Origin of the sequence: Microtetraspora sp. NBRC 16547 (genome assembly GCF_030268965.1) — a bacterium.
GTDB lineage: Bacteria > Actinomycetota > Actinomycetes > Streptosporangiales > Streptosporangiaceae > Microtetraspora.
On record NZ_BSSE01000022.1, the window covers coordinates 17,134 to 41,660 of the forward strand.

The following is a 24,527-nucleotide window of genomic DNA, read 5'->3' on the forward strand; positions in this document are numbered from 1 at the left end:
TTCACGGCCTGCGCATTCCGGTGTTGCATGATCGCCGTGTGTGATCGCCTCAAGGCGTGAGCCGTTGCTGGTGGCGTTGGGATCAGGCCGGTGCTGGGTCAGGTGGCATCCATGCGCGGCCGAGCAGGGCGTCACGGATGGCGGTCATGACGTCGGACCCGTGCTTGGCGGCGGTGGAGATGTAGCCGCGGATGGCATACCGATGCTCAGTGGTCCTCACCGAGCGAAGCCGGCCGGAGATCTTCTGCTGGGTCTTGGCCGGGCGGACATCGCGTTCGCCCTGGTTGTTGGTGGGGGGAACCTGCAGGTCGTGAGCGAAGCGCAGCACGTCGTCTTCGCGGTCACGCAGCACCTCCAGCAGGACGCGGCCGATCGGCTGGGTGATGGTCTTGGCAGGACCGGGGATGCGGCGGACCTCGGACAGGCCGATGCGGACGCCGTGCCGGAAGCTGTTGATCCACATGGCCTTGGTGCCGGGGGCGACCTGGTCCCGCCCCGCCCGCCGGGCGAGGTTGGCGGCGTGGATCAGCCCACGCAGCGCGGTCTGGATCTGGACAGGCCAGACGGCACCGGGATAGGTCTCGGCACAGTCTTCAAGGTCACGAAGCAGATGCGAGCAGCACAGCTGATGCTGATGCTCGCCGAGTTCGGGCGAGTCGTAGTTCTGGTACCGGTCGTGCACGATGACGCCGGTCAGGTCCGCGATGATGAACTTCTTGAAGGTGTCCAGGGTACGGTCGCCCAGCAGGTACCAGGTGTACAGCTGCGTGCAGGCGACCAGCAGGTACTTCTTGGTCTTCTTCGCGCCCACCCGGATCGGCGTCTCGTCGCAGCACACCACATGCGCCAGGGTGAGCAGAGTCCGGATGCGCAGGTTGGCCTGCTCCACCGCGGTAGCGGCACGGGCGAGCATGCCGTGTACGAACCCTGGCGACGGCTCGGCACCGGTCAGTGAGGCGATCAGTTCGACGCAACGGTGAACCGGGATGGCGTGCGCGACCATCAGGTACACGCACCACGCCTGCAGGTTGATCCCGAGGCTGACCGGCGCTGCAGGCACACCCTGCGGGCGCGATGCGGCGTGCACCTTGCCACAGCCACAGGTCACCGTGTGCAGGTTGTGCTGGATCGTCGCGGCGGTCATCAGCGGCACCTCGACCTGCTGGTGGCGGGCTGTGACTCCCAGATCTGTGGCCTCGGCCAGGTCGGCGCCGCACTCGCATGTTCCGGCAGGGAAGTGGTCGACGGTGTCGTCCGGGGTGTCGGACCAGGCCAACGTTGTTCCCGGCGCGCCGGGCTGCTTGCCTGGACGGCGCCTGCCGCCCCGGGCGGGCTTGTCCTTCGGCTGCGGCTTGCCCAGCTGATCGTCACCAGACGAGGGCATCCCCGAGTTTCCGCTGTTGCGCGAGATCAGCCGCTCCAATCGTGCGACCCGCTCACGCAACTCGGCGTTCTCTTTTTCCAGCCTCTCCAGCATCGCCACCCGCTCGGTCAGGCGGGCGTTCTCGGCCAGCAAGGCACGCGTGAGAGCGATCAGCTCTTCGCGAGACATCTCCTCCAGGCCCGACACCGGATGATCTCACCACGACACCAAGGACTTGATCAAAGTGACGCAGCGTGAGAAGGGTGGGGCAGTCGTCACTTATCGCGCAGGAGATGAATGCTTACTCGAGGCCCTGTTTCCCCGGCGATTTCCGGATATTCATGGTCCTGGCGGTTCCGCAGTCGCGCGCCGCCCCTCGGAGCCGTGCCGATCACCTGACGTGAAGGCCGCGACGGCGCTCGAGCAGCGCGTCCAGCGCGATGGGGTCCTCGTGGGTGCCCGTGCTGGTGCAGGCGTGCGCTCCGGCGATGCCGCCGAGCATGACGCACTCCTCCAGCGGAAGCCCGCGCAGCCGCCCGTAGAGCACGCCCGAGACGAACGCGTCACCGGCGCCGTTGCTGTCCGCCACGGGACCGGGAAGGGGCTGGGCTGGGAAGTGCCGGGTGTCGCCTCTGCCGGCGTCCAGGACGTGGCATCCGCCGGCACCCGCCGTGCAGACGACCAGGGAGGCCCGGCCGCGCGCGGCGATGTCGCGCATGACCTCCTCCCTGCGGCCGCCCAGGGCCGTCGCGGACAGGAAGACGAGGTCCGAGGCGTAGGCGAAGTCCGCGTGGTACGGGTTGACCCCGTCCCAGTCGTGCAGGTCCGTGGAGATCGTCACACCGTCCGGGATGTCGGGGTAGACGTGCCGGCAGAAGTCGGTGATGGACACGTGCACGTGCCGTGCCGTACGCAGGGCGGGCAGGTAGAGCTCCCGCGGCAGCCGGGCCCCGGGTACGGAGCGCGGGTCGTGCAGGGAGAGCCGGCGACCGTCCGGGCCGACGAGCAGGACGCTCCGCGTCGTGCCCGCCTCGGACCGAGCCCACACGAGACGGACGCCGCGGCCGGCCAGATGGTCGCGGACCAGGCGTCCCTGCGGGTCCTCGCCGATCAGGTCGATCAACGTCACGCGCAGGCCCAGCGCATGGCAGCCGAGGGCGACGCCGGAGCCGGTGTTGCCGATCCGGTCGATCACCGGCGGCACGTGGTAGGTGTCCTGGTACGCCAGGGGCAGCTCGGGCACGTAGACCGTGGTGTCCACGCCGGTGCCGCCCAGCACGACGACGTCATGCTCATACTCGAAGCCATGCTCGACGTCGTGATCGGCGCTGGGATCAACGTCGTGATCAAGGCCATGCTCGACGTCGTACTCGATGTCTCGCGGCGTCACGCCGCCTCCCAAGGGGTGTCTCCTGACCGCGCGGGGCGCGGGATCAGCGGTTGCGCGGTCAGCGGTTGACCAGGGGACCCGAGCTGGTGGAGCCGCGGACGACGAGCTCGGGCTGGTAGACGAGCTCCAGGTGCTTGGCGGGCGTTCCGCCGATCTCCTCGATCAGAGTCTCCACCGCGGCGGCGGCCATCGCGCCGATCGGCTTGCGCACGGTGGTCAGCGGCGGGTCGGTGAAGGCCATCAAGGGCGAGTCGTCGAACCCGACCACCGAGACGTCCGCGGGAACGGACAGGTCGTGCTCGCGGGCGGCGCGGATGGCGCCGAGGGCCATCAGGTCGCTCGCGCAGACGATGCCGGTGCAGCCGCGCTCGATCAGCGAGGACGCGGCGGCCTGCCCGCCCTCGACCGAGAACAGCGAGTGCTGGATCAGGTGGTCGACGTCGCCCCGGCCGAGGAGCTGCGCCATCGCCTGCCGGAACCCCTCGATCTTGCGGATCACCGGGACGAAGCGGCGCTGGCCGACCGCGAGCCCGATGCGCTCGTGCCCGAGATCGACCAGGTGCTGTACGGCGAGGCGGGCCGCGAGCCGGTCGTCCGGCGAGATGAACGGCGCGTCGATGCTCTCGTTGTAGCCGTCCACGAGCACGATCGGCAGGCCGCGGTCGGTGAGCCGCGTGTAGCGGTCCATCCTGGCCGTGGTGTCGGCGTGGAGGCCGGAGACGAACACGATGCCGGAGACGCCGCGGTCGAGCAGCATCTCGGTGAACTCGTCCTCGGGGGCGCCGCCGGGCTCCTGCGTGCACAGGATCGGGGTGAACCCGTGCTGGGTCAGGGCCTTCTCCACCGCCTGTGCGAACGCGGGGAAGATCGGGTTGCCCAGCTCGGGGATCACCAGGCCGATCAGACCGTTGCTGCGCTGGCGGAGCCGCTGGGGGCGCTCGTACCCCATGAGGTCGAGCGCCGTCAGCACGGCCTGCCTGGTCGCCGCGGCGACCCCCGCCTTGCCGTTGAGCACCCGGCTCACCGTCGCTTCGCTGACACCTGCCTGAGCCGCGATGTCGGCGAGCCGCGCATTGGTCATGCGCACAACTCTAGACATTCTCAAGGGCCCACCACGTGGTGGAATCGGGAGCCAGCCGGATGGAATCTCCGGAGAACACGGGGTCGGCGCTCGCGAGGAGCAGGCCGGCCTCCCTGAAGGGGCGCTCCATCTCGACCCACTCCGCCGTCATGTTGATCAGGCAGGCGAAGCCGCCGTCGCGGGTGAACCCCAGGGTGCCGGCCGGGGACTCCAGCCAGGCGATGGCGCCGTCGCCGAGGCCCGGGTGCTCGCGCCGGATCCGCAGCGCGGCCCGGTACAGGCTGAGCGTGGACGCGCCGTCCCGCAGCTGCGCCTCGACGCTCAGCTCACGCCAGTCCGTCGGCACCGGCAGCCAGCTCTCGTAGATTCCGGGCGGGGCGAAGCCGAACGGAGGCTCCTCCGTGGCCGTCCACGGCAAGGGCACGCGGCAGCCGTCCCGGCCGCTGTCGGGGTCGCGCAGCCGCTGCGGGTCCTGGAGGTACTCCTCCGGCAGGTCGAGCACCTCGGGAAGCCCGAGCTCCTCACCCTGATAGAGGTAGGCCGAGCCGGGCAGCGCGAGCATGAGCAGGGTGGCAGCCCGCGCGCGGCGCAGCCCCAGCTCGCCGTCACCGTAGCGGGTGACGTGCCGCTTGACGTCGTGGTTGGACAGCACCCAGGTGGAGGGCGCGCCGACGAGCGACACGGTCTCCACGGACACGGTGATCACGTCGCGGAACGCGGCGGCGTCCCACGGGGTGCTCAGGAAGTGGAAGTTGAACGCCTGGTGCAGCTCGTCCGGCCGGACGTAGGCGGCCAGCCGCTGGGGCGAGGGCGCCCACGCCTCGGCGACGCCGATCCGCTCGCCCTCGTAGGAGTCGAGGACGCGTCGCCAGGAGCGGTGGATCTCGTGGACGCCGTCCTGGTCGAAGAACGGGACGACGTCGGCGCCGATCATCTTGACCTGGTCGGTGTGGCCGACGTCGGGCAGTCCGGCGGCCTTGATCATGCCGTGGGCCACGTCCACGCGGAAGCCGTCCACGCCGAGGTCCAGCCAGAAGCGCAGGATGTCGGCGAACTCGGCGTGGACCTCCGGGTGCTCCCAGTTCAGGTCGGGCTGCTCCGGGGCGAAGAGGTGGAGGTACCACTGCCCGTCGGGGAGCCGGGTCCAGGCGGAGCCACCGAAGATCGACTCCCAGTCGTTGGGCGGCAGCTCGCCGCGCGCGCCGCGTCCCTCGCGGAAGATGTAGCGGTCCCGCTCGGGGCTGCCCGGCCCGGCCGCCAGGGCCGCCACGAACCACTCGTGCCGGTCGGACGTGTGGTTCGGCACGACGTCCACGATCACCCTCAGTCCGTGGCGGTGCGCGTCGTCCAGCAGGGCCTTGGCGTCCGCCAGCGAGCCGAAGATCGGGTCGACGTCGCGGTAGTCGGCCACGTCGTAGCCGAAGTCCGCCATCGGCGAGGTGAAGAACGGCGTCAGCCAGATGGCGTCCACTCCGAGGTCGGACAGGTAGCGCAGCCGGCTGCGGACGCCGAGCAGGTCGCCGATCCCGTCGCCGTTGCCGTCGGCGAAGCTGCGCACGTACACCTGGTAGATCACCGCGTCCCGCCACCAAGGACCGGTGACCTTCGGCGGTGCGGCTTGCTGGACGAGCTCGGTCATTGGGTTCCCCCGATTCTGCTGAATAGTGCTAAATCCCCCATCGGCGGGGCGGCCCCGCCGATGGAACTGTCAGGACTTGGTGGCTCCGGCGGTCAGGCCGGTCACGAGGTGACGCTGCACGAGCAGGAACACCACTGCCGCCGGGATCGCGATCAGCACCGCGGACGCCGTCATGTATCCCCACTCGGCGCGGTACTCGCTGACGAAGCTCTGCATGCCCACCGCGAGCGTGTAGCTCTCGTCACCGGTCATGAACGTCGTCGCGTACGCCACCTCGGCCCAGGCGGTGATGAAGGAGTAGAACGCGGCGACCGCGAGACCCGGCTTGGCCAGCGGGAGGACGAGTCGCCAGAACGTGCCGAACGGCGTGAGCCCATCCACCTGCCCCGCCTCGTCGATCTGCACGGGGATCGTGTCGAAGTAGCCCTTCAGCATCCACGCGCAGAACGGCACGGCCGTGGTCAGGTAGGCGATCATGAGGCCGGGGAAGGTGTTGATCAGCCCCAGCCCAGCCATGAGGTTGTACAGCGGCACGATGAGAATCGCGACGGGGAACATCTGCGTGATCAGCAGCATCCACATGACCGACCGGAAGCCGGGGAAACGGAACCGGCTCACCGCGTACCCGGTGCTCGCGGCCAGCAGCACGCCGATCACCGTGGTGGCGCCCGCCACGATGAGTGTGTTCACCAGCCAGCGCAGGAACTTCGTCTGGGACAGGACGAAGGCGTAGTTACCCAGGTTGGGGTGGTCGAACAGCGTCACCGTCGCCGAGTCCCAGGCGTTCCGCGGCTTGATCGAGGTGAGCAGCAACCAGACGACCGGGAAGACGGCGATGAGCGAAGCGACGGCGAGCGTGCCGTGCAGCGCGATCGACGCCGCGGTGCTCCTTCCCTTGGGCCCCTTCTGCTTGGCCCGGCCCACCCCGGCCGGGCCGGCGGCGATCGTCACCAGGCCTCCCCTGTACGGCGCAGCGCCCGACGGTAGATCACGGTCATGGCGCTGAGAATGAGCAGAATCAGCAGGCCCCAGGTCGCGGAGCCGGCATAGTCGCGGATGCCGGTGAACGCCAGGCGGTAGGCGTTGGTCACCAGGATCTGCGTCGACGTGCCCGGCCCTCCGCCGGTCACCAGGAAGATGACGGCGAACTGGTTGAAGGTCCAGATGGTGCCGAGCAGCACGACGGTGGAGGCGACCGGGCGCAGGCCGGGCAGGGTGATGTAGCGGAAACGCTGCCAGGGCGTCGCGCCGTCCATCGAGGCCGCCTCGTAGAGCTCGCCCGGGATGGCCTGCAGGCCGCCGAGGACGGCCAGCATCATGAAGGGGACACCCAGCCAGACGTTGACCACGATCACTGAGATCTTGGCGACGGCCGGGTCGTCGAGCCATGCCACCGCGGGCAGCCCCGCGGCGTTCAGCATGGCGTTGAGCACGCCGTACTTGGCGCTGAAGATGTAGCGCCAGATGAACGCGGAGACGAAGGCGGGCACGGCCCACGGCAGAACCAGAAGCACCCGGTAGAACGACCGGAACCGGAGGGGACGGTTGAGCAGGATCGCCAGCCCGAGACCGAGACCGTAGTGCAAGGTCACACAGACGGCGGTCCACAAAACGGTCCAGCCGAGCGTGGCGAGGAACTCCGGGTCGGCCAGCGCGGCGGTGTAGTTCTTCAACCCGACGAACTCGTACGTGGACGGGATGACGTTCATCCCGATGGTCCGGCCCACGTTCGCCTCGGTCGCGTCGGTGAGGGACAGGTAGACGCCGCGGACGAGCGGGTACCCCACGAGCACGAGCGTCACGATGACGACCGGAGCAGTCAGCGCCCAGGCGTACCAGTGCCGGCCGATGAACCGCCGAACCGGGCCCTGCCCCCCAGGCCTCCTGTGCAGAGCGGCCTGGTCGCGGGCGGGACCGCCGCCCGCGACCGTGCCGTCGACGGCTTGCGCAGCCATCGGCTAGAGGCTCCAGCCCTTGAGCAGGCCCTGATACTTCTGCGCGACGCCGTCCATGACCTTCTGGACATCGCTCTCCTTGCCGGAGACGAGGTCCTGGTAACCCTCGACGAGCGGCTGGAAGAGCTGGCCCTGCTCGGGGATCCACGGCCGGGAGACCGCGGTCTCCATGACGGACTTCCATGTGGCGACGACGGGGCTGCCCGAGGCGTCGGGCAGGCTGTAGGCGGAGGCGCGGGTGGGCAGCAGGCCGAGCTTGCCGGCCAGCTTCGCCTGCGATTCGGCCGAGTCCATGTACTGCACGAAGAGGTAGGACGCGTCCAGGTTCCCCGAACCCGCGTACACGGCGTAGGTGTGGCCTCCGGTGGGCCCCGCGGCCTTCACCGAGCCGGCCGGTACGGGAGCGACACCGAGGTTGTCCGGCTTGTCCTTGAAGACCTTGCCGCCGAGGTTGTCCGACATGGACCACGGGCCGTTGAAGATCATCGCCGTCTTGCCTTCCTTGAAGGCGGTCTCCGCGGCGACGTAGCTGTCCTTGATGGTGGGCTTGGGCGCCGCACTGGAGCTGATCAAGTCCATGACCTTCTGCACGCCCGCGACCGCCTGGGCGGAGCTGACGGTGATCTTCTTGCTGTCAATGTCGAGCAGGTCACCGCCCTCGCCGTAGATGAAAGGCAGCAGGAAGTAGGAGTCGACGTTGAGGGTCAGGCCGTCGACGCCGGTCTTGGACTTGACGTCCAGGGCGGTCTGCTTGAGCTCGTCGAAGGTCTTCGGAGGCTCGTTGTGCCCGGCCTTGGCGAGCAACTCCTTGTTGTAGAGGAGGCCCAGAGTGTCGGTGACCTGCGGGACGGCGTACGTCTTTCCGTCGTATTTGCCCGCGCTGGCCGGGCCGGGGAGGAAGTCGTCGGCGTTGTCGACGGCAGGCGTGCCGTCGAGGGGCGCGAGGTAGCCGAGGGAGGCGAACTGGGCTACCCAGCCGACCTCGGCGCGGATCACGTCGGGGGCGCCGGAGCCGGCCTGCGCGGCGGTCTGGAACTTGTTCTGCGCCTCGCCGAACGGCACGTTGACATAGCTGACCTTGATCTTGGGGTACTTGGCCTCGAAGTCGGCGATCAGCTCCTTGAAGGCGGGCCCCTCGTTCGTGGCGTCGGAGGTGTCCCACCAGGTCACCGTGCCGGTCACGTCGGCCGGGGCGGCGCTCGTGGCGGGCGCGGCCGACTTGGGGGAGTCGTCGCTCCCACACGCGGACACCGCGAGAGCGAGGGCCGCGGCAGCCGCCACGGCTGAGATGACTCGCCGCATGTTGTGCACTCCTCATGGCTCAGGGGGAACGGCGTTTCGGTGGGGTGGCCGCCACGCCGGGTGTACGCCGGAACGTAACAGCGATGCGAACGGACATGAAACCCCTTGCAGCAAGTTTCTGCAAATTCGTTACATATCCCACTTGACCCGATTCGACCGGTCATCCCACCTCTGCGCGCGAAGCCCGGCGCCGCAACCCGTCCGGCTCGCCGATGACGACAGCCCGGCCTTTCCGCGGTAACCAGAAACTGTCGAGAATTGGGATATAGCTGGCTATTTGCCGCTATTGCCCGACAATTCCTATACCAGTGAGTAGCTATGGGATGGCGTTTTTCTTACGTCATGTATGGACATGCGTGCCCAGACACGATGTACTACCTCATCAATTACCCCGATTTCCGGCGTCCGGGCACGTTGTGCCCAGGAGAAGCGAGTCTCCACATGAGCGAGCGCGGCGAGCGGTTCAACGGGTGCTGCCTGGGCGGATACAGGAACGGGCGGCCAGCCGGGATGCAGTCATGAGCGCGGTGGTCCTGGACAATGTGACCAAGGTCTACCCAGGCGGATTCCTCGCCGTCGACCGGATAAACCTGCGTGCGGAGGAAGGCGAGCTGCTCGTTCTCCTCGGCCCCTCCGGGTGCGGAAAATCCACCCTGCTGCGGATGATCGCCGGCCTCGAGGAGATCACCACGGGCGACCTGTGGCTGGGCGGGAAGTTCGCCAACCACCTGGCGCCCCGGGACCGCGACGTCGCCATGGTGTTCCAGAACGGCGCTCTCTATCCGCATCGGACCGTCCGGGGGAACATCTCCTTCCCGCTGGAGATCGCCAAGGCCGATCCCGCCATGACGCGGGAGCGGGTCGTCGAACTGTCCCGCGCCCTGCACATCGACGAGACCCTCGACCGCCGCCCGGGAACGCTCTCCGGCGGCCAGCGCCAGCGCGTCGCCATGGGCCGCGCGATCGTCCGCCAGCCGTCGCTCTTCCTCATGGACGAGCCGCTGTCCAACCTGGACGCGGGCATGCGCACCGAACTGCGCATGGAGATCTCGTCGCTCGTGCGGACACTCGGGGTCACCACCGTGTACGTGACGCATGACCAGGTCGAGGCGCTCACCCTGGCCGACCGGATCGCCATCATGAACCGGGGCGTCCTGCAGGACATCGGCACGCCGGCGCAGGTCTACAACGACCCGGCCACGGCGTTCACCGCGGCGTTCCTGAGCTCGCAGCAGCTCAACCTGCTCGCCGCCACCGTGCGGACCCCGCAGAACCAGTTCATCCTCCTGGACTTCGGGCCGCACCAGATCATGATGCCCTGGACCGATCCACGTGCTTACGCGGTGTCACGGCACACCGGGTCGCAGATCATCGTCGGCATCCGGCCGGACGCCCTGACGCCGGTCCCGGAGCAGGCCGAGGGGCCCAGCTTCTTCGGGCGGGTGCGCACCCTGGAGTACCACGGGCACGAGTGGCTCGCCTACGTCGAGGCAGGGATCCCCTCCGTCACGGTTCCCGAGCCCCCGGACCCGCGGCACAAGGCGTACGCCGACAGCGCGAACGGGAGCAGGGCGCGGTCCATGATGCGCCGCCTGTGGGGAGCGGCGGACGACTCCGCCGAGCACGCGCCGCCGCCGGCGATCGGCGGCACCCACCGCCGCGCGGACCTGATCGTACGGCTCGGCGGCCGGCCCGTCTGGCGGGCGGGCGAGCACGGCCGGGTGGCCGTCGACGTCTCCCGGCTCATGCTGTTCACCCTGACCGGCAGCCGGATCGACCCGCCCCGGCGTTAGATTTGCGCACCCGGGGAGTCCCGATCCCTATGCCTTGACTCCCTATGCCTTGACCCCCGAGCGGACGAGGACCTCGACGAGCTCCATCAACCTGATCATCCGGTCGAGCTCGACCCGGTGGAAGGCGGGGCCCTGACTCCTGGCCACCACCAGGTGCAGGGCGTCGTCCCCCGAGAGGGGCGGCAGCGGCACGCTGAGCACGTGCACCGGGCCGTCCAAGGTGAGCGACGACGGGCGGATCAGGGTCACGTCCGACCAGGACACCGTCTCCGGCGCCTGCCAGCTGCCGTGTACGAGGGCGCCCGCTGCGCTCACCGCCACCGCCCAGTCGGCGCTGACGAGATCGGGCACGGCGTCCACGAGTGTGGCCAACGCCCGGCCGGGATCGGCCGCGACGTGTCCGAGAAGGTCGTAGTCCGGATTGGCTCCCGGCACCTCGCGCGTCCGCCAGGCGGCCTCGACCTTGGTACCGGGGACCACGCTGACCCGCTCGCGCAGCTCCTCCGCGCTGAGCACGCCGCTCCAGGACACGGTGAAATCGTCGATCGCCCGTCCCGAATCCCGTTCGAGCACCGTGACCTGCAGAATGTCCGCTCCCATGACACCGAAGGCCCGCGCCACCTGACCGAGCACCCCGGGCCGGTCCGGCAGCGAAACGCGTAGCCGCAGCAGCATCCCGTCCCCTCTCTTCCGGCACCGACAGTGCCGGGAAAAGATTTCGGGCGTGTTCCCGGCAGATGTCGCGCATGCTGCCGGCGTCCGGCTCTCACTGTCGGCCGGGCGTCCGTACCCGTGGAGCGGCTAAATCACGGGTTCCCCGTGAGCCACTCCGCGAGGACGGCCGCCTGGCTGTGCCCGAGGTCGCGCGTCGCGGTGAGGAGCGTCAGCTCGCCGTGGCCGGCGAGATCCCGCAGATGCTCGGCGGCCCGCCTGTGACCGGAATCGCCCAGCTCGGCGAGGTAGCGCCGGCGGAACTCCGGGAAACGGCTCGGCTCGTGGCCGTACCACCGGCGCAGCTCGGTGGACGGTGCGACGTCCTGCAACCATTCGTCGACGTGCGCGTCCTCCTTGCGCATCCCCCGGGGCCACATGCGATCGACGAGCACCCGTACGCCGTCGGAGGGCGAGGCTTCCTCGTAGATCCTCCGGCATCCGACGGTCGCGGGTGCCCGGTGATCCGCTCGGCCCGCTCGATGCTCCCCTCGGTGAGGTGCTCTCTCGGGCGAGTGGTGCCGGGTTCCGTGCTGGGTCATGATGGCGCCCCCTGGCAAGCCGCGTCGCGCGCTCAGGCCTGTCCATTTTATCCGCCTAAAGTCGTTTTTTCGTGAAATGACGGCACGGGTACGGCGATGCCGGAGGCGAGGGTCCCCCCTCGCGACGAACGCGCTGTCACCTGCCGGGTGGGACCGGCCGAGTCGGCAGTAAATCGAACTTTTCTTCGAAAAGACTCGTTGTATGCGCGTCCATGGAGGCGCATACCCCCGACCCGGCACTTTGACCAGGTTTAGTCAGATCTTTCCGGTGTCGCGAATCCGCGTTGGATCACGGTCAGTAACCTCAAGAAATGCCCCTCCCCTGGCTGCGCGAGCTGTCCATCCATGCCCGCCTCACGTTGATCACGACCGTCGTCGCGTTGCTCGTCCTCATCCCGCTGGGGATCGGCGCCGACGTCGGGATCCGGCGTGCCGTCAGCGGGCACCTGTGGGACGACGCGCGGCAGATCGCCTTCAAGGTCGCGGCCGACGTACGCGAGGGAACGCTGCACAACCCCATCCGAACCCGAGACACATCCGATCTGGTCCAGGTCGTCACGCCGTCCCGGCAGGTCGTCGCGGCCAGCCCGTCCGCGCGCGACCTGCCCGTGCTGACCCCGAGGCGGCCGGGCCCGGACGACCGGTTCACCAGGTTCACCGCCTGCCCCCTGCCCGAGGGGAACTGCGCCTACGCCGTCGCCTTGCGCACCGGGACGCAGCCAGACGCCCCGGTCGTCATCGCGGCCCGCCAGCAGCCCATGATCATCACGACCCGGCTGCTCGAACTGATCGTCGCCGGCACGGTCGCGCTGCTCTCGGCCGTCATCGCGTGGCTGGCGTGGAAGGTGGCCGGGCGCGCGCTGCACCCGGTCGAGGCCATCCGCGCGCAACTCGCGGCGATCAGCGGCAGCGACCTGAGCGCCCGGGTGCTCCAGCCCCCGGGCCACGACGAGATCGCCAGGCTGGCCCGCACCGTCAACGACGCGCTGTCACGCCTGGAGCGGTCGGTCAACCAGCAGCGGCAGTTCGCCGCGGACGCCTCGCACGAGCTGCGCACGCCGATCACCGGCATCTGCGCCCAGTTGGAGAGCGCGCTGCCGCACCCCGAGGACCATCCGGAGGCCATGAAGGCGGCGCTGCGCGACACCAAGCGGCTTGAGGCGATCATGAGCGATCTGCTGTTCCTCGCCCGGATCGGCACGGCCGACCACTCCGTACGGGAGAGGGTCGATCTCGGGGCGCTGGCCACGACCGAGGTCAACCGCCGCCGCCACGGACCGATCGCGATCGACCTGCGGGTCACGCCGGGGGTGACGGTCACCGGGGTGGACTCACACCTCTCCCGCGTGCTGGTCAACCTGCTGAACAACGCGGAACGGCACGCCAAGAGCCTGATCACGGTCGAAGTCGGCCGCGACGGCGACGAAGCGGTGCTCGCCGTGGGCAACGACGGCGACCCCATCCCCGAAGAGGACCGCGAGCGTATCTTCCAGCGGTTCACCCGGCTCGACACGGCGCGCAGCAGGGGGCGGGGCGGCACCGGGCTCGGCCTGGCCATCGCCCGTGAGGTCATCGAGGCCCACCACGGAAGGATCCGGGTGGGAAACACCGACAGCGGCGCGCTGTTCGTCGCCCGGCTGCCGATCACCCACGGCTCGAGCGCCTCCTCCGACGAATGACGCCGCGGATGCTCAGGAGCGGTCGAACCCGGTCCGCGGGCCGTCGGCGCCCGCACCGCGGGCCATCGGAGGCGCGCCGGTCGCACCGGCGCGGGCCGCGCCGGGACGCGTCGGTCTCACCCCGTCCGGACGCCCGCACGGAAAGTTAATGCGGCTGCCCCTGGGCGTTCAGCTCGGGCACCCCCTGCGTGACATCCCTCTGGCTAGGTTCTGGGACACCCCCGATCACCAGGGGCGTTGCCGCAGGTAGAAGGAGTGCACCGTGCGAGTCCTGGCCGTTGTCCCCGCCCGTGGCGGTTCGGTGGGCGTGCCGCTGAAGAACCTGGAGAGGGTGGGCGGCGTCCCGCTGGTGGCCCGGGCCGTCGGCGCGTGCCTACGGGCCGGACTCGTCGACGAGGTCGTGGTGAGCACGGATCACGAGAGCATCGCCGCCGCCGCCATGGAGGCGGGCGCGCGGGTCGTCGAGCGCCCCACGGAGCTGAGCGGATCCACCGCGTCCAGCGAGTCCGCCGTGCTGCACGCGCTCGACGAGCTGTCCGAGGACCCGGAGGTGGTCCTCCTCGTGCAGTGCACCAGCGCGTTCATCGACCCGGACGACCTGGACGCCGCGGTCAGCCGCGTCCTCGACGGCGGGGCGGACGTCGTCTTCTCCGGGATGGAGACCTACGAGTTCGTGTGGACCGGCGCCGGCGCGGGTGTCAACCACGATCCCGCCACGCGGCCGCGCCGGCAGGACCGCGAGCCGCACTACCGCGAGACCGGCGCCTTCTATGTGATGCGCACGGCGGGCCTGCGCGAGCACGGGCACCGCTTCTTCGGGCGGGTCACCGTACAGCCGGTCCCGGCACGGCACGCCGTGGAGGTCGACACCCCCGAGGACCTGGAGATCGTGCGGGCGCTCGCGCCGTTCGTGGACGAGCCGCTCCCGATCGACGTGGACGCCGTGGTGACCGACTTCGACGGCGTGCACACCGACGACCGGGCGTACGTCGACTCCGAGGGCCGGGAGATGGTCGCGGTCAGCCGGTCCGACGGCATGGGGGTGGCGCTGCTCAAGCGCTCCGGCGTGCGGCTGCTCGTGCTCTCGACCGAGCGCAACCCGGTGGTGGCCGCCCGCGCCCGCAAGCTCGGCGTTCCGGTGCTGCAGGGTCTCAACGCCAAGGAGACCGCGCTGCGCGACTGGCTGGCGATCGAGGGTCTGGACCCGGCGCGCGTGGCCTACGTCGGCAATGACGTCAACGACCTCGGCTGCATGGCCCTCGTCGGCTGGCCGGTCGCGGTCCCCGACGCCCACCCCCGCGTACGGGCCGCCGCCCGGGTGGTCCTCACTCACGCCGGCGGGGCGGGAGCCGTACGGGAACTGTGCGACCGGGTGCTCGCGGCCCGTCCCGAGGGTGCGGACGCTCCGGCGGAGCGGGAGGCCCGGCGAGTGGCCCGGCCCACGCTGCGCGTCAAGGGGGCGCCGGTGCGGATCGGCGCGGCGCAGGTCGGCCCCGGCCTGCCGGTGTACATGATCGGCGAGATCGGCATCAACCACAACGGCGACATCGAGATCGCCCGCAGGCTGATCGACGTCGCGGCGGACGCCGGCTGCCAGGCGGTCAAGTTCCAGAAGCGGACCCCCGAAATCTGCGTGCCGCCGGAGCAGCGCGGCCAGATGCGGCAGACGCCGTGGGGCGAGATGACCTACCTCGACTACAAGATCCGGACGGAGTTCGGCCGGGACGAGTACACCGAGATCGCCAAGTACTGCGCGGAACGCGGCATCGAGTGGTTCGCCTCCCCCTGGGACGTTCCCTCGGTGGAGTTCCTCGAGGAGATGGACGTCGTCACGCACAAGGTCGCGTCCGCCTCGGTGACCGACCACGAGATGCTGCGCGCCCTCGCGGCGACCGGCAAGCCGATCATCCTCTCGACCGGCATGTCCACGATCGAGGAGATCGACCGGGCCGTGGAGATCCTCGGCACGTCACGGCTGGTGCTGATGCACGCGACCTCCACGTACCCGCTGCCTCCTGAGGAGGCCAACCTGCGGACGATCGTCACGCTCCAGGAGCGGTACGGCGTGCCGGTCGGCTACTCGGGTCACGAGCGCGGCCTGCAGATCTCTCTCGCCGCCGTCACTCTGGGCGCGGTCGCCGTCGAGCGGCACATCACGCTGGACCGGACGATGTGGGGCTCCGACCACGCGGCCTCGCTGGAGCCGAGCGGGCTGGAGCACCTGGTCAGGGACATCCGCATCATCGAGTCCGCCCTGGGAGACGGCGTCAAGCGCGTCTTCCCCGGCGAGGAGGCCCCCCGCGCCCGCCTCCGCCGGGTCACCGCCCTGTGACGGAAAGCGGCCCCGGTGGCGGAACGCGGCCCAGTGACTGAGTGGGTCCAGTGACGGAGAGGGTCCAGTGACGGAGAGGGTCCAGTGACGGAGAGCGTCCCAGCGGCGGAAGGCGGCCCGTGCCCACGCTTTCGATGATCGTCGCGGTCCGGGACGGCGAGCCGTACCTCGCCGACGCGCTGGCGTCACTGGCCCGCGATCCGCGCGCGGATGCCGAGGTCATCGTCGTCGACGACGGATCGGTGGACGCCACCTCGGCGGTGGCCGAGGACTTCCGCGAAGACCTGCCGGGGTTCCGGCTCCTCCGCAACGCCGTGCCGGCCGGGGCGGGCGGCGCCAGGAACGCCGGCCTCGCGGTGGCGTCGGGACAATACGTGACGTTCCTCGACGGCGACGACTGGGTGGCCCCCGGCTACCTGGCCGAGCTGGTCACCGCGATCGACACGCTCGGCTGCGACTTCGTCCGGGTGGACCACGTCCAGGTCGAGGGCCACAGGCGAGAGCTGCTCCGGGCCCCGGAGAGCAGGCGGGACATCGTGCTCGATCCGCGGGACGCCATCCTGCCGTTCGACGCGAGGACGATGGTGGACTACGCGTACACGTGGGCCGGGATCTACCGCCGTGACCTCGGACCGCTGCTCGCCTTCCCGGACGGCCTGCACACCGCCGAGGACCGGCCGTGGATCTGGCGGCTGCACCGCAAGGCGCGGTCGTTCGCCGTGGTCTCCCTCGCGGGCGTGTTCTACCGGCGCGGGGTGCCCGGGTCGCTGACCGCGATCGGGGACGAGCGGCAGCTCGACTTCTTCACTGCGTACGAGACGATCCTGGACGAGGTGGAGCCCGAGTTCCTCCTCAAGGCGGCGCGCAACCTGACCGGGCTCCTCGCGCACCACGTGGAGCTGATCGACCGGTTCACGCCCGAGCTGCGGGCGAGGTTCGAGGAACGCGCCGGTGAAGTCCTCCGGCGCGTCCCGCCCGAGGCCCTCGCCGGCATCGACCCGGACCGCCGCGCCCTCGTCGAGTCCTTCGCACCGCCACGACACGGACGTGCAGACGGAACTTCGCCATAGGCAGGGAGCGCGGCAGCCACGGCCACCGGATGGCGAGGCGACGCACGGCACGACGGGAGCGACATGGGACGGACCACGCTGTTCTGCGCCTCGACGCTGTTCGGGGCGATGACCCTCGCGGCGGCGTGCGACGAAGGTCTGTTCGGCACCGGACGGAGAGTCCTGCTGGTGTCGAACAACGCCGCCATCCCCGAGATCACCCCGGCCCTCGACGACGCTCCCGGCTTCGCGGGGATCCGGGACCGGTTCGACGAGGTGGTGTCCTGGAACGCGATCATCGCCCCGCTGCACCCGTCCGACTGGAAGGCCCGCTCAGTGGAGACGCCGATGCTGGGCCGCCTCCTGTCGGCCCGCCTGGGCGAGCCTGACGAGCTGGTCGTCGAGTCGATCACCGTGCCGCCCTCCCGCACTCTCGCGGGCCTGCTCAAGGACATCCCGATCACCGTTTATTCGGATGGCCTGATGAGCTACGGGCCCACGCGCTTTCCTCTGCCCAGGGAGATCGCCGGCCGGATCACCCGCCTGCTTCACCTCGATCTCGTCCCCGGGCTCGCTCCCCTGCTCCTGTCCGAATGCGGCGTGCCACCCGTGATCGTGTCCAGATCCGCCTTGACCAGAGTGATCGAACAGATCAAAGGTGACACCCCGACCACACGCGCCGCTGACTCGGGCCGGGAGTCACCGCATGCCGCAGGTTCGGGGCACAAGGCCGAACATGCGGATGACCTGGATCAGGACGCCGCGCCTCCGGCTGGTTCAGGTCAGGAGACTCGGTGTGCCGACGGTCGGGGTCGGGAGGCCGTCATCCTCGGGCAGTGCCTCTCCTCCCTCGACATCCTGACCACCGCCGAGGAGGCCGGGCTGCACGAGGCGATGCTGCGCGGTCTGGCCGCTCGGGGCCACCGAAAGGTCGTCTTCAAGCCGCACCCGGCCGCTGGACGGCGGCATGCGCGCGAGCTCCGGCCGATCGCCGAGGAACTCGGCGTCGAATTGCTGATCGCTCCCGGGACGATGCCGGCCGAGGTCTGTTTCGCCGTACATCGCCCGCAGCTCGTCGTCGGGTGCTTCTCGACCGCGCTGGTGACCGCGCGGCGCTTCTTCGGCATCCCGGCCGCGACCGTGGGCGGCGACCTGGTGCTCGAACGGCTCTCGCCGTACGAGAACGGCAGCCGGATCCCCGCGACCGTCATCGACGCGAGCCTGCCCCGGCTCTCCGTCGACGGATCGCTCGTCGAACCACCGCCGGTGGACCTGAACGCCCTGGTCCGAGCGGTCGGTTACTGCATGCGCAGTGCGGCGCATCCGGACCTGCGCGAGGCCGCCGCGGCATTCATCAAGGACAACATCAAGGACGGCGGAGCCGCGCGCTACTTCAAGCACCGCCGCCTGTCCTCGCTTGCCCTGCTTCCCACTCCGATGCCGGACCCGGCCTCAGGCCGAGAGCCGAAGGAGGAATCACCCCCAGGACAGGGACGGGACCCGGAGCCGAGCGTGCAGCCCATTCAGGGAGCGGAGCCGACCCAGGGAACACCCGGACCAGGATCCGCCAAGACGCCCGTCTCTCGCTTGCGCCGCTTCCTCTCCCGCTGAAGGCGCATCGAGCCGTTTCGAGCCGAGCCTCGGTTGCGTTCACTTCCGATTCCGCCGCACCCAATAGTTCTCAGGGCACGGTGATCGGGGTGCGGCATGCGGACGGTTCGGCGAGCATCACCGGCGAGCAGTTGCCGGTGGATCAGGGTGCCGCAGCGATCGCCCGGGTAGACATATTCGGAAAATAGACAAGACGATGACAGATGGAAAGGAGCGGTCATGGTCGAGTATATGCAGGCTGTCACAACTGTAGACACCAGCAGGAAGGGGTCGGACCTAGCGTGGAGCATCGTTGAGAAGAGGCTTGCCGCATGCGTCCAAATCGTCGGCCCTATCCGATCGTTCTGTTGGTGGGAGGGCCGGTTGGAGGAAGCTCAGGAATGGCAGCTTCTCATGAAGACCACCGCCGATCTCTTCCCAGCGCTTGAGGAACACATCAAAGCGAACCACAGCTACGAGACACCAGAGATCATCGCTACACCGATCGTGGCCGGTAGCCAGGAGTATCTCCGGTGGATCAGCGATGAGACCAGGCAGTCCGGCGCTTCGCAGTAGCTCTGTCCTCGAGGAATGCGCGGACCGATGGTCGACGCTGCCGGCGCCGTGATCCTCACGCGAGCACGTCGAACCGAGGTGTCCATATCGCGAATCCTGTTTGCCGCGCTGCCATGAGACCTTCCCTTCCGAGTCTCGCCCAGTGATTAAAAAGCTTTCAGGTAGCGGCGCATACGGCGCTTGGCACGATAGCCGTAGCGCAGGACCCGGGGCGGGAGCTCGAGTCGGAGCCGGGCGCGGCGCCGCGCAGGGGCATGGTCCGGCCCGTCGAGCAGGGACCGGGCGGGCACGAGGCTTCCCTCCCTGGCGGACGCGACCAGTTCCTCGATCCGGCCGAGCCAGTCGCTCTCGGTGTCGTCGTGGAAGTAGTTGGCTCGGCACCAGTCCTCGCCCGGCACGCGGAAGTCTCCCTTGGCGAGGTCGTCCAGCGTGCCGAGACAGCCGCTTCCCTCGAAGACCAGGTTGATCATCTCGGCGCTCACTCCGAAATCGGACAGCACGAGGAGCGGCACATTCCTGGCGATCGCCTCCAGGGCGGCTGTCGAACTGACCGTGACGAACCCGGCGGCGCGGGCCAGATGCTCGTGCATCGGTCCGGCGGCGAACCGTACCGCATCGAGACGGACCCTCCCCTCTCCGGCCATCGCGAGCCAGAGGCGCTCGTAGTGATGACGTTCGTTGTGAGTCTGACGTTCGTAATCACGCGCCCTGAGCTTGACCACGACCTCGAGGTCGGGACGGGCGTCGGCCAGGGCGGCAAGGGCGAGCAGCACGTTCTCGCGTTCCTCGCGGCGTCGCGGCACCTTGGCCTGAGTCGCGAAGATCACCTTGTCCCGCTGGGCCGGTTCGAAGCTCCCGAGGTCGAGGTACGGCAGCCGGGCCAGGGCCACCCCGCCGCCGCCCCCGAGTTCGCGTCCGACAGCGGAGAACTCCCGTACCTCCCGTCCGCTGTGCACGACGAAAAGCTCGCATCCGCTGCGGTATAGCCACGCCTTCTCCGTGGCCGGCACGGAGATGCCCGGGAGTCCGGACACGAACACCGGGCGTGGCCGCAGGTCGGAGAGGATCTCGGCGGCGAGGACGTCGACCACGGGGCCGGTGCAGGCCAACAGCACGACGTCTGGCCGGAAGCGCTCGGCCGTACGGCGCAGCCGCCTCGCCGAGAGGACGGGCGGCCCGGTCCAGCGCCGGTCCCCCGCGGCACCGCCGTCGTCATCGGACGATCCTGGCGCGCACCCGTTCATGGGCACGCCTGCGCCACCATCGGAAGGTTCAATGTGCGCCGATGCGGTGGCGACCGTGGAACCGGCGTGCTGTCCCGCTCGCCGCTCCATCCGCGTCCCGCTCACCGCCGCACGGATCTGGCTCTCGGACGGCGCTATCGGTGAGCGCACGACGGCCAACTCGCTGATCCAATCTGGAGGCATGGCGTCGAGAAGGCCGGCAGCCCACTTCAGGTACGAGTCGGAGTCGGCCACGGCGAGCACGCGGATCAAGGAGCAACCTTTCCGGGGACCGGGGTCTCCCCCGGCGCGACAGACGGGGCAGTCGGAGCAGACGAGACGGTCGGGGCGGGGACGTCGGTGAAGATCTGGAGGTGGGCGCGCAGGGAGGGAGCGGCGGACGATGTCCACCAGTCGTCCGGCACGGCGACGGCCTCGACGTCGACGCCACGGCCGGACAACAGGACGCGGAGCGAGGTGACCGCCGTAGACGGCAGGCTGAGCACGCGCTGGCCGGGGCGGAGGTCACGGAGCGTCATCTCGGCGGGCGCCCCGGAGTCGTAGACGGTGAGGCCCGTGATCCGGCGGACCCGGTCCAGGTCGCGCGGATCCTCCTTGCGATGCGGGTAGTACGCGACAGGCTCGCCGAGGTCCCGGAGCCACCGCAGGTACCGGTCGCGATGGATGAGTCCGTTACGAACGAGGGACGTGCCGAGCACCACCGTGCGCTCCTCGGGCGCGGGGCACGCGGGCCGGGAGCGCAGCCACGCGAAGTCGTGGCCGACGAGGTCGGCCCCCAGATCGCGTACGGCTCCCGCCAAGTCCTGCGGGACCGGTAGCGCGGTGAACACGGTCAGCCCGCGGCCGCGCAGCCGCATCCCGGCGGCGGCGCCGAGCACCGATCGGGCGAGGCCGGCCGAGGCCCGCGCGCGCAGCAGCGGCCGGCGCGTGGTGAGCAGTTCGAGGAGGCGGATCGTGGCGAGGCCGTCGTCGACCAAGACGATCCGCCGCGGGCGGGTGGTGAGCACACGCATCTGGACCCGGCCGGAGAAGGCGTCGCCCACGGCCCAGATCCTGCCGGGCCGCGGCATGCCGGCGGAGGGTTCGGCGAGGCGCAGTCCCTCGGGAAGCCCGAGCCGTCCGAGCTCTCGGCCGGTGAGCCGCAGTGCACGCTGGCCGGCCCTCGGCACGACGAGGGTGTCCGGGGCGAGAAGGCCGGCGTGCTGCGCCTCGACGACGCACAACAACTGCAGCGGGGACTCGACCCACGCGACGGCCGGTCCCTGCTCGACGGCGTGGCGCCGACCCGCGTTGCCCACGTCCGGTGAAGACCCGTTCACGACGCCACGAAGCTACTCGCGGCAGGCTTCTCATCCCCGACGCGCCCGCGAACGTCAGGTGAACAGGCACCGACGACGCCCCTGTTCCACCGCCGGGAAGCGGGAGCCCTGCCCTCGCTGTACGCCGCGACGTCGACCGGGGCCTGCTGCCGTTGGCCAAAACCTGGTCGGGCAGCATTGGAATATGAACACCATCACCCTCAACAACGGCGTCACCATGCCGCAGCTCGGCTTCGGCGTGTGGCAGGTGGCTGACGACGAGGCGGAGGAGGCCGTGGCCACCGCCCTTTCCGCCGGATACCGCAGCATCGACACCGCGAAGCTCTACCGTAATGAGGCGGGCGTCGGCCGGGCCGTACGGGAGTCGGGGATTCCCCGCGACGAGCTGTTCATCACGACGAAGCTCTGGAACGACGACCACGGCTACGACGAGGCGCTGCGGGCCTTCGACGCCAGCATGGAGCGGCTCGGGCTCGACGTGCTGGACCTCTACCTGATCCACTGGCCGGCCCCCTCGCAGAACAAGTACGTCGAGGCGTGGAAGGCCCTGGAGAAGCTGTACGCCGATGGCCGGGTCCGTGCGATCGGCGTCGCCAACTTCACCGTCCAGGCACTGGACCGGCTCCTCGACGAGACGGACGTGGTGCCGGTGGTCAACCAGATCGAACTGCACCCGCAGCTGGCGCAGGACGCGCTGCGCGCCTACAACTCCGCGCACGGCATCGCGACCGAGGCGTGGAGCCCGCTCGGGCAGGGCAAGGGCCTGCTCGACGACCCGTCGCTGGCGCGGATCGCGTCCAAGCACGACCGCAGCCCGGCCCAGGTCGTGCTGCGGTGGCACATCCAGCTCGGGAACATCGTCATCCCGAAGTCGGTCACGCCCGAGCGGATCCGCGAGAACATCGACGTCTTCGACTTCGAGCTCGACCCGGGTGACATGACCGCGATCGACGCGATGGACGTGGGCCGCCGTCTCGGTCCCGACCCGGCGACGTTCGGCTGACCTGACCGCGACCTGAACGTCCGGCGCGAACCCGCGACCTGAACGTCCGACGCCTATACGCCCGAGCCTGAACGTCCGGTGCCTAAACGTCCGGCGCGGACGTACGCCCTGAGCGGACGACCGTCTGAGCGGACGAACCTGAGCGGACGATCTGGGGGGATTCGTCACGGCCTGCGCCTTCTCGAGCGCAGACCGTACGTTTCCGCAGGTAGCAGGCAGGTAATGATCCGTCCCATGCCGGTCCCCAAGAAGCTCCGCAGGTGGTGTCCCTGGCTCGCTGTGACACTCCTCATGTGCACGGCGTTCTCGGGGGCCACCGCGCAGGAACAGCAGACGCCCACGCGGCCTCCGAACGTCGTGTTCATCCTCACCGACGACCTGGACACGACCGACCTCCAGCGGTTCCCCAACATCTGGAACCTTCTCGTACAGCAGGGCGCCGTCTTCTCCCGGTTCTTCGCGACCAATCCGTGGTGCTGCCCGTCGCGGTCGTCGATCCTGCGCTCGCAGTACATGCACAGCCATCAGGTAGAGAGCAATCGGCCGCCGACGGGCGGCTTCCCGAAGTTCCGCTCGCTGGAGGAGTCCACGGTCGGCACGTGGATGCACGACGTGGGCTACCGGACCGGCCTCCTCGGGAAATACCTCAACAAGTACCCCCTTGGCGCGTCGCGGGACTATGTGCCGCCCGGCTGGGACCGCTGGGCCGTCCCGGTCACCAAGCTCTACCAGGAGTACGGCTACGCGCTCAACGACAACGGGACGATCGTCAAGCACGGCTACGCCCCAGAGGACTACCTGGAGGACGTGCTGAGCCGGGAGGCCGACGCCTTCGTCACCTCGTCCGGCGACCAGCCGTTCTTCCTCTACCTCGCCCCCGTGGCGCCGCACGAGCCGGCCAACTACGCGCCACGGCACGCGACCGCGTTCATGGACGAGCAGGCGCCGCGGACGCCGTCGTTCGACGAGCTCGACATGTCGGCCGAGCCGCTCTGGCTGCGCCGGAAACCCCCGCTGTCGCCCACGGTCGTGCAGCGGATCGACGAGCTGCACCGGAACCGGCTGCGCGCCATGCTCGGGGTCGACGACATGGTGGGCTCGCTCGTCTCGTCACTGGAGCGTTCGGGACAGCTCGACAACACCTACATCTTCTTCACCTCCGACAACGGCTTCCATCTCGGGCAGCACCGGCTGCACCCCGGCAAGACGACGCCCTTCGAGGAGGACATCCGGCTGCCGATGGTCGTGCGAGGTCCCGGGATCGCGCCCGGTTCCACAATCGACCGGCTCTGTTCGACCGTGGACCTCGCGCCCACCTTCGCGGAGCTGGGCGGTGTGCTCCCCCCGGCGTTCACCGAGGGGCGCTCGCTGGTCCCGCTCCTGCAGGGGCGTGACGTCCCCTGGCGCGACGCCGCCCTCGTGGAGTTCTTCCAGCCGCCGTACGCGCCGTACGCGGCGCCGAGCTACAGCGTGCTGCGCACCGACCGATATAGCTACGTCGAGTACGGCACCGGCGAGCGGCAGCTCTACGACCTGGCCGCCGATCCGTACGAGCTGCGGAACATCGTGGAGACGGCGGACCCGTTCCTGGTCGGGTCGTTCTCGGCGCGGCTCGCGCTGCTGCGGAGCTGCTCCGGCGCCATCTGCCGCGTGGCGGACGCGGACACGCGCTCCCTGCTCAGAACGGTGCCGCGCTAGCGGGTACACACGACCGGCCCCCCACGCTGTCACGCTCCGTGAGTCGTTTGGGCCGCACGATATGGGAGCGCTCCCAAATCACGCAATACGCCGTTTGTGATTGATTGCCGCCTTTCTGATCCCGAATGCCACCGGGAGTAACAGTTGGGTTTCAGCATATTGACGCCGACACCACCCATGGAGCAACCTTCGTGGGAGCGCTCCCAACGTGCTTCTGTGACAGCGAGCACGAACCGTTCACGCGGGATCCCACCCGTTGGA

At 69.5% G+C, this 24,527-nt stretch carries 19 protein-coding genes; 8 read left to right on the forward strand and 11 right to left on the reverse strand.

Features of this window, described 5'->3' with window-relative positions:
• Nucleotides 1-82 precede the first annotated feature (82 nt).
• The 7 genes from tnpC to QSK17_RS25915 all read right to left on the reverse strand — a co-directional run bounded on the left by tnpC (nucleotide 83) and on the right by QSK17_RS25915 (nucleotide 8,730).
• Nucleotides 83-1,552 carry an IS66 family transposase gene (tnpC, locus tag QSK17_RS25885; RefSeq protein WP_285707885.1) on the reverse strand — a complete coding sequence of 490 codons (1,470 nt, stop codon included), beginning with the start codon at nucleotides 1,550-1,552 and terminating at the stop codon, nucleotides 83-85.
• Nucleotides 1,553-1,754: 202 nt separating this feature from the next.
• Nucleotides 1,755-2,753, reverse strand: coding sequence for a carbohydrate kinase family protein (locus QSK17_RS25890; RefSeq protein WP_285707886.1), 999 nt, complete (start codon nucleotides 2,751-2,753; stop codon nucleotides 1,755-1,757).
• A 58-nt stretch (nucleotides 2,754-2,811) separates the two neighbouring features.
• Nucleotides 2,812-3,834 carry a LacI family DNA-binding transcriptional regulator gene (locus QSK17_RS25895; protein WP_285707887.1) on the reverse strand — a complete coding sequence of 341 codons (1,023 nt, stop codon included), beginning with the start codon at nucleotides 3,832-3,834 and terminating at the stop codon, nucleotides 2,812-2,814.
• Between the two features lie 10 nt (nucleotides 3,835-3,844).
• Nucleotides 3,845-5,473 carry a glycoside hydrolase family 13 protein gene (locus tag QSK17_RS25900; RefSeq protein WP_285707888.1) on the reverse strand — a complete coding sequence of 543 codons (1,629 nt, stop codon included), beginning with the start codon at nucleotides 5,471-5,473 and terminating at the stop codon, nucleotides 3,845-3,847.
• A gap of 69 nt (nucleotides 5,474-5,542) precedes the next feature.
• A complete protein-coding gene (locus tag QSK17_RS25905) occupies nucleotides 5,543-6,424 on the reverse strand; it encodes a sugar ABC transporter permease (RefSeq protein ID WP_285707889.1) in 882 nt (293 codons plus the stop codon).
• Nucleotides 6,421-7,428 (reverse strand): carbohydrate ABC transporter permease, encoded by a 1,008-nt coding sequence (locus tag QSK17_RS25910; RefSeq protein ID WP_285707890.1) that lies wholly within the window; start codon nucleotides 7,426-7,428, stop codon nucleotides 6,421-6,423. The genes QSK17_RS25905 and QSK17_RS25910 overlap by 4 nt, the downstream gene beginning before the upstream one ends.
• A gap of 3 nt (nucleotides 7,429-7,431) precedes the next feature.
• The gene (locus QSK17_RS25915) at nucleotides 7,432-8,730 is read right to left on the reverse strand and encodes an extracellular solute-binding protein (protein WP_285707891.1); all 1,299 of its coding nucleotides are present in this window, start codon (nucleotides 8,728-8,730) and stop codon (nucleotides 7,432-7,434) included.
• Nucleotides 8,731-9,248: 518 nt separating this feature from the next.
• Here QSK17_RS25915 and QSK17_RS25920 point away from each other — a divergent pair.
• On the forward strand, nucleotides 9,249-10,523 hold the full coding sequence (locus QSK17_RS25920; RefSeq protein WP_285707892.1) for an ABC transporter ATP-binding protein: 1,275 nt from the start codon (nucleotides 9,249-9,251) through the stop codon (nucleotides 10,521-10,523).
• A 42-nt stretch (nucleotides 10,524-10,565) separates the two neighbouring features.
• Here the strand turns inward: QSK17_RS25920 and QSK17_RS25925 are convergent, their stop codons facing one another.
• On the reverse strand, nucleotides 10,566-11,198 hold the full coding sequence (locus QSK17_RS25925) for an ACT domain-containing protein (protein WP_285707894.1): 633 nt from the start codon (nucleotides 11,196-11,198) through the stop codon (nucleotides 10,566-10,568).
• 131 nt (nucleotides 11,199-11,329) lie between these two features.
• Nucleotides 11,330-11,776 carry a DUF488 domain-containing protein gene (locus tag QSK17_RS25930; protein WP_502889295.1) on the reverse strand — a complete coding sequence of 149 codons (447 nt, stop codon included), beginning with the start codon at nucleotides 11,774-11,776 and terminating at the stop codon, nucleotides 11,330-11,332.
• Nucleotides 11,777-12,087: 311 nt separating this feature from the next.
• Between QSK17_RS25930 and QSK17_RS25935 the strand changes: the two genes are divergently transcribed.
• The 5 genes from QSK17_RS25935 to cutA all read left to right on the forward strand — a co-directional run bounded on the left by QSK17_RS25935 (nucleotide 12,088) and on the right by cutA (nucleotide 19,002).
• Nucleotides 12,088-13,455 (forward strand): ATP-binding protein, encoded by a 1,368-nt coding sequence (locus QSK17_RS25935; protein ID WP_285707895.1) that lies wholly within the window; start codon nucleotides 12,088-12,090, stop codon nucleotides 13,453-13,455.
• Nucleotides 13,456-13,717: 262 nt separating this feature from the next.
• Nucleotides 13,718-15,787: an N-acetylneuraminate synthase family protein gene (locus tag QSK17_RS25940; protein WP_285707896.1), complete on the forward strand. Its 2,070-nt coding sequence runs from the start codon at nucleotides 13,718-13,720 to the stop codon at nucleotides 15,785-15,787.
• Between the two features lie 119 nt (nucleotides 15,788-15,906).
• Nucleotides 15,907-16,857 (forward strand): glycosyltransferase family 2 protein, encoded by a 951-nt coding sequence (locus tag QSK17_RS25945; protein ID WP_285707899.1) that lies wholly within the window; start codon nucleotides 15,907-15,909, stop codon nucleotides 16,855-16,857.
• Between the two features lie 63 nt (nucleotides 16,858-16,920).
• A complete protein-coding gene (locus QSK17_RS25950) occupies nucleotides 16,921-18,447 on the forward strand; it encodes a polysialyltransferase family glycosyltransferase (protein ID WP_285707901.1) in 1,527 nt (508 codons plus the stop codon).
• 219 nt (nucleotides 18,448-18,666) lie between these two features.
• Nucleotides 18,667-19,002: a divalent-cation tolerance protein CutA gene (cutA, locus tag QSK17_RS25955; RefSeq protein ID WP_285707902.1), complete on the forward strand. Its 336-nt coding sequence runs from the start codon at nucleotides 18,667-18,669 to the stop codon at nucleotides 19,000-19,002.
• 146 nt (nucleotides 19,003-19,148) lie between these two features.
• Here the strand turns inward: cutA and QSK17_RS25960 are convergent, their stop codons facing one another.
• Both QSK17_RS25960 and QSK17_RS25965 read right to left on the reverse strand, forming a co-directional pair.
• On the reverse strand, nucleotides 19,149-20,489 hold the full coding sequence (locus tag QSK17_RS25960) for a DUF6716 putative glycosyltransferase (RefSeq protein WP_352231849.1): 1,341 nt from the start codon (nucleotides 20,487-20,489) through the stop codon (nucleotides 19,149-19,151).
• Between the two features lie 5 nt (nucleotides 20,490-20,494).
• A complete protein-coding gene (locus QSK17_RS25965; protein ID WP_285707903.1) occupies nucleotides 20,495-21,565 on the reverse strand; it encodes a hypothetical protein in 1,071 nt (356 codons plus the stop codon).
• 184 nt (nucleotides 21,566-21,749) lie between these two features.
• Between QSK17_RS25965 and QSK17_RS25970 the strand changes: the two genes are divergently transcribed.
• On the forward strand, nucleotides 21,750-22,568 hold the full coding sequence (locus QSK17_RS25970; RefSeq protein WP_285707904.1) for an aldo/keto reductase: 819 nt from the start codon (nucleotides 21,750-21,752) through the stop codon (nucleotides 22,566-22,568).
• A 234-nt stretch (nucleotides 22,569-22,802) separates the two neighbouring features.
• Nucleotides 22,803-24,266 (forward strand): sulfatase family protein, encoded by a 1,464-nt coding sequence (locus QSK17_RS25975; RefSeq protein ID WP_285707906.1) that lies wholly within the window; start codon nucleotides 22,803-22,805, stop codon nucleotides 24,264-24,266.
• The last annotated feature ends 261 nt before the right edge of the window (nucleotides 24,267-24,527 follow it).